General features: G+C 74.5%; 4 protein-coding genes. 2 read left to right on the top strand and 2 right to left on the bottom strand.

What is annotated here, in order from left to right:
- The coding region (locus ACLEQD_RS36525) for a PAS domain-containing protein (protein ID WP_410390509.1) at positions 1–2249 on the top strand (2249 nt) is incomplete at its 5' end.
- Between the two features lie 336 nt (positions 2250–2585).
- Positions 2586–4109, top strand: coding sequence for an ATP-binding protein (locus ACLEQD_RS36520; protein WP_410390508.1), 1524 nt, complete (start codon positions 2586–2588; stop codon positions 4107–4109).
- Here ACLEQD_RS36520 and ACLEQD_RS36515 read toward each other — a convergent pair.
- Positions 4051–4461 (bottom strand): hypothetical protein, encoded by a 411-nt coding sequence (locus ACLEQD_RS36515; protein WP_410390507.1) that lies wholly within the window; start codon positions 4459–4461, stop codon positions 4051–4053. The genes ACLEQD_RS36520 and ACLEQD_RS36515 overlap by 59 nt on opposite strands.
- 98 nt (positions 4462–4559) lie before the next feature.
- Positions 4560–5132 (bottom strand): sensor histidine kinase (locus ACLEQD_RS36510; protein WP_410390505.1); only part of this gene is annotated, 573 nt, incomplete at its 5' end.

Genomic DNA, 5132 nt, shown 5'->3' with positions numbered 1-5132 from the left:
CGTCCTTCCTGGGCGGGTGGCCCGCTCGGAGGACGCCGCGTGGTGCGCTGGCGCAGGCGCGGGGCCTGGAGGACGCCGCGCGCGAGGGGCTGCACGCCCCCGGGTGGAGCACGCTGCTGGGCCTGCGGCTGTGGCCCCACGGCGACCTGCTGGGCGTGCTCTGCGTGGGCTTCGCGCAGGCGCGGCCGGTGCCGCCGCAGACCAAGCGCTTCCTGGAGACGCTGGTGGAGTACCTCTCCGGCATCCTCGACCGCGCCCTGCTCATGGGCCAGCTGCGCGAAGCCAACGCGCGGCTGGAGGCGTCGGAGACGCGCTACCGGCTGGCCAGCCAGGCCGCCGCGGACACCGTCTGGGATTGGAACCTCCTCACCCAGGAGGTGACCTGGAGCGGGGAGACGCGCAGGCTGCTCGGCTTCGCGCCCGGGGAGACGGGCCCCCGGGCGGACTGGTGGGTCTCCCGCATCCACCCGGAGGACCGGGAGCGGGTGGAGCGCGGCATCCACGCGGCCATCCAGGGCACGCAGGCGCGCTGGCAGGACGAGTACCGGTTCTTCAACCGCCAGGGCCACGTCGTGCGGGTGCTGGACACGGGCGTCATCCTGCGCGACGCGCGGGGCCGGGGCGTGCGCATGGTGGGCGCCATGCAGGACGTCACCTCCCGGTGGGAGGCGGAGAACGGGCACGAACAGCTGCTGCGCGAGGCCCGGACCGCGCGCGTCCAGGCGGTCACGGAGCTGAGCCAGCTGCACGCGCTGCTGCGCCAGGCGCCCGTCGCGCTCGCCATCCTCCGGGGGCCCGCGCACGTCGTGGCGCTGGCCAACGACCGCATCTGCCAGCTCTGGGGCCTCCCCTACGAGCAGGTCCTGGAGCGTCCCGTGCTCGAAGCGCTGCCGGAGGTGCGGGGCCAGGGCATCCGGGAGCTGCTGGACGGCGTGCTCGCCACGGGGACGCCCTACCTGGGCCACGAGCTGCACGTGCGGCTGGCGCGCGCCACGGACGGAGCCCTGGAGGACGCGTACTTCAACGTCATCTGCCAGCCGCTCCAGCCGGCGGAGATCGGCATCCAGGGCATCCTCGTCGTCGCCAGCGAGGTCACCGAGGCCGTGCGCGCGCGCCAGAAGGCGGAGTCGCTGGCGGGGACGCTGCGGGCCAGCGAGGAGCGCCTGCGGCTGGCGCTGGACGCGGCGGACATGGGCAGCTGGGACATTGAGCCGGCCACGGGCCGGGCCACCTGGGACGCGCGCTTCCGCGCCATGCTGGGCCTGCCCGCGGAAGGCGAGGTGACGCTCGACGAGGCCATGCGCTTCGTCCTCGAGGAGGACCGGCCCCGGGTGGAGCAGGCGATGGCGGAGGCCTCGCGGCCGGGCGGCTCCGGCGAGTACGCGAGCGAGTTCCGCGTGCGGCTCCCCCAGGGCGGCCAGCCCGTGCGGTGGATCTCCGGCCGGGGCCACTTCCACTTCGGGCCGGACGGCCGGCCCGTGCGCTTCGTGGGCACGGGGCTGGACGTGACGGAGCGCAAGCTCGCGGAGGAGGCCGGGCGCCAGCGCACGGAGTTCGAGCAGTACCTGATGGGCATCGTGTCCCATGACCTGCGCAACCCGCTGAGCGCCATCATCCTGGGCACGACGTCGCTGCTGCGGCGCGACGACCTGAACGAGCGCGCGACGAAGGCCGTCCTGCGCATCCAGGCCGCCGCGGAGCGCGCGGTGCGGATGATCCGCGACCTCTTGGACTTCACCCAGGCGCGCCTGGGCGGCGGCCTGCCGGTGCACTGCCAGGACCTGGAGCTGAACGCGCTGGTGCGGCAGGTGGTGGAGGAGGTGCAGATGACCGTCCCCGAGCGCGTCCTCCAGACGTCCCTGCCCGCGACGGCGCTCCGCGGCTGCTGGGATCCGGACCGCGTCACGCAGGTGCTCACGAACCTGCTGGGCAACGCGCTGAAGTATTCCCCGGAGGGCACGCCGGTGGCGGTGCGCCTGCGGGAGGCCCCCGGCGGCGTCCTCCTGGAGGTGCACAACGCGGGGGCCCCCATCGCCCCCGACCTGCTGCCCCGCATCTTCCACCCGATGCAGCGCGGCGCCTCCGGCATGGACCCGGCGACGCGCAGCGTGGGCCTGGGGCTCTACATCGTGCGGACCATCGTGCAGGCGCACGGCGGCACCATCGATGTGACGTCCACCCAGGACGCGGGCACCACGTTCACGGTGAGGCTGCCGCATGGCGACGCGAAGCAGGCCCCCGGAGCTTGAGGGGCACGGCGCACGGATGGCCCCCGGGCCCGGGGCGGCCGGTGGAGCACCCCGTCCCCGGCCGCGTCCTCTTCTGGACACCGCGTGCCTGCGCGGCACGCAGGCTCACGCGGGCGCCTCCACCCCGGCAGGTTCGTGCCTGCATGCCTGGGCTCCTGCCGGCGGGCTGAAAGTGGTGGCCATGGCTGGACGCGGCTCGGACCGCCCGGTTAGGAACCGGCCCAGTCCCTTGATGCCTCCTGGCCCCCCCAAGACGCCTCCCGCCCGCTCCCCGGTGGTGTGGCTGCTGGAAGATTCTCCGACGGAGGCGCAGGCCGCGCGCGCGCGCTCGCGCCCGTGTGCGACGTCGTCCTGTTCTCCGACGGGGCGACGCTGGTGGAGGCCCTGGGGTTCGAGCAGGTGCCGGACGTGCTCGTGCTGGACCGGGAGACCCCGGGCCTCACCGGCCTGGAGGTCTGCGCCTTCGTGCGGAGCAACGCCGCCACGGCGCTGCTCCCCGTGCTGCTGCTCACCTCCCACCAGCGCCCCGAGGACGTCGTCGAGGGCCTGGGCGCGGGCGCCAACGACTACGTGTTCAAGCCGTTCCGGTCCTCGGAGCTGACGGCCCGCGTGCTGGGGCTCGCCCAGTGGGGCGGGCGGCAGCGCCAGACGACGGCGGCGCTCGACACCACCCGCCGGACCCTGTCCGACGAACAGGCCCGGCGCACCCTGGCCGAAAGCGCGCTCGCGGAGGTCCGCGCCGCGGAGCTGCGCGCCTGGAGGAGCGACCAGCGCTTCCGGCTGGCCGCGCGCGCCACCCAGGACGCCATCTGGGAGTGGGACCCCCAGACGGACACCCTGGAGTGGAGCAGCGGGGACCCGGACCTGCTGGGCCGGCTGGACGACCCGCGGGTGCCGCGCCAGGGCTGGTGGCGCGAACACATCCACCCGGAGGACCTGGCGGCCGTCCGGCAGGGCTTCATGGACGCGCTCGCGGGGAGCGGCGATTTGTGGCGGTGCGGCTACCGCTTCCACGACACGCAGGGCGCCTGGCGGGACGTGGAGGAGCACGCCATCATCGTCCGCGACAGCGAGGGCGAGGTCCACCAGGTGGTGGGCGCCCTGCGGGACGTGACCGCGCGCAAGCGGCTGGAGGCGGAGGCCCGCCAGCGCGGGGACTTCGAGCGGCAGCTCATCGGCATCGTGAGCCACGACCTGCGCACCCCGCTGTCCGCCGTCCTGCTGTCCGCGTCACTGCTGCTGGAGCGCGACAGCCTCAACGAAGCCCAGCGCAAGCGCGTCAACCGCATCCGCGCGTCCACCGAGCGGGCCGTGCGGATGATCCGCGACCTGCTGGACTTCACCCAGGTGCGCCACGGCGGCCTCATCCTGCATCCCCGGGACGCGGACCTCCACGCCCTGGTGGAGACCGCCATCGAGGAGGCCCAGACCCAGGCCCCCGGCCGCCCCATCCTGCACACCCAGGCCGGGGACGGCGCGGGGACGTGGGACGCGGACCGGCTGGCCCAGGTGGTGGGCAACCTGCTGGGCAACGCGCTGACCTACGGCGACAAGGCCGCCCCCATCCGGGTGGACACCCGGGGCGAGGCCGACAACGTGGTGCTGGAGGTGCACAACGCCGGCGCGCCCATCCCCCCGGACCTGCTGCCGCGCCTCTTCGAGCCCCTGGAGCGCGGCGTCTCCCACCAGGAGAACCGCGCGGACCGCAGCATCGGCCTGGGCCTCTTCATCGTCCGGCAGGTGGTGCGGGCCCACGGCGGCCACGTGCGCGTGACGAGCGCCGCGGACGCCGGCACCACCTTCACCGTGCACCTGCCGCGACGCTCCCGCGCCGCGCCGCCTGCGACACGGCCCGGGTGAACTGGTCGATGTCGTAGGGCTTCAACAGCAACTCGATGACCTCCGGGCCGGCGTACTCCCGCGCGCCCTCGTGGTTGGTGGTGGTGAGCACGAAGGGGATGCCGGAGGCGGCCGGGTTCGCGGCCAGCTTCTGGAACGCGTGCCAGCTCAGGTCGAACGGCACGCTGATGTCGTAGACAATGACCTCCGGCGCCGTCTCACGCACCAGCGTGGCGAAGTCCAGGGGCCCGCGCATGACGTCCTGCACGCGCACGCCCTTCGTCTGGAAGCCCGCCTCGTCCAGCACCTCCTCCAGCGCCTCGATGAGGTCCTCGCTCCCGTTGAGCACCAGCACGGTGGGTCGTTTTCCCATGGGGGGACATTGCGTCCTGCCGCGGGCGTCAGCAGGGGCGGCACGCGGCCCTGTGTGGGTCAGCGGACAGAGCCGCCGGACGTCCGGACGTCCACCCCTCAGGCGTGGCCAACCGGGGGACCGGCGCGGGGCAGCCGCACGCGGAAGGTGGCGCCCTGGCCGGGGATGCTGGTGACGGCCACCTCCCCGCCGTGCGCCTCCACGATGCGGTGCAGGCGGTACAGCCCCAGCCCCAGGCCGCCGTAGTTGCGGGTGGGCACGGCGCGCTCGAAGCGGCGGAAGAGGCCGTCCACCCGGTCCGGCGCGATGCCGATGCCGTGGTCGCGCACCACCAGCGAGGCCGTGTCCGCGTCCGCCTGGACCTCCAGCTCCACCGGCCGGCCCGGGCCGAACTTCACCGCGTTCACCAGCAGGTGCGACACCACCTGCCCCAGCCGGAGCGCGTCCCAGTGGCCCACCGCGGACGCGACGTCGCGCACCACCAGCAGGCACCCGGCGCGCGCCGCCATCTCCTCCGAGCGCACCACCACGTCGCGCACCACCTGCCCCAGGTCCACGGCCTCCAGGTTCAGCCGGGGCGCGTGGCCCTGCATCTGCGACACGTCCAGCAGCCCCTCCACCAGGTCCGCCAGCCGCTGCACCTGCCGGTCAGCCGCCACAGCGCGCGCTCC

Origin of the sequence: Corallococcus sp. 4LFB (assembly GCF_046520365.1) — a bacterium.
GTDB classification, from domain to species: Bacteria; Myxococcota; Myxococcia; order Myxococcales; family Myxococcaceae; genus Corallococcus; species Corallococcus caeni.
The sequence above is the reverse complement of the archived record's forward strand: the minus strand, read 5'-3'. Positions and strand labels throughout refer to the sequence as shown.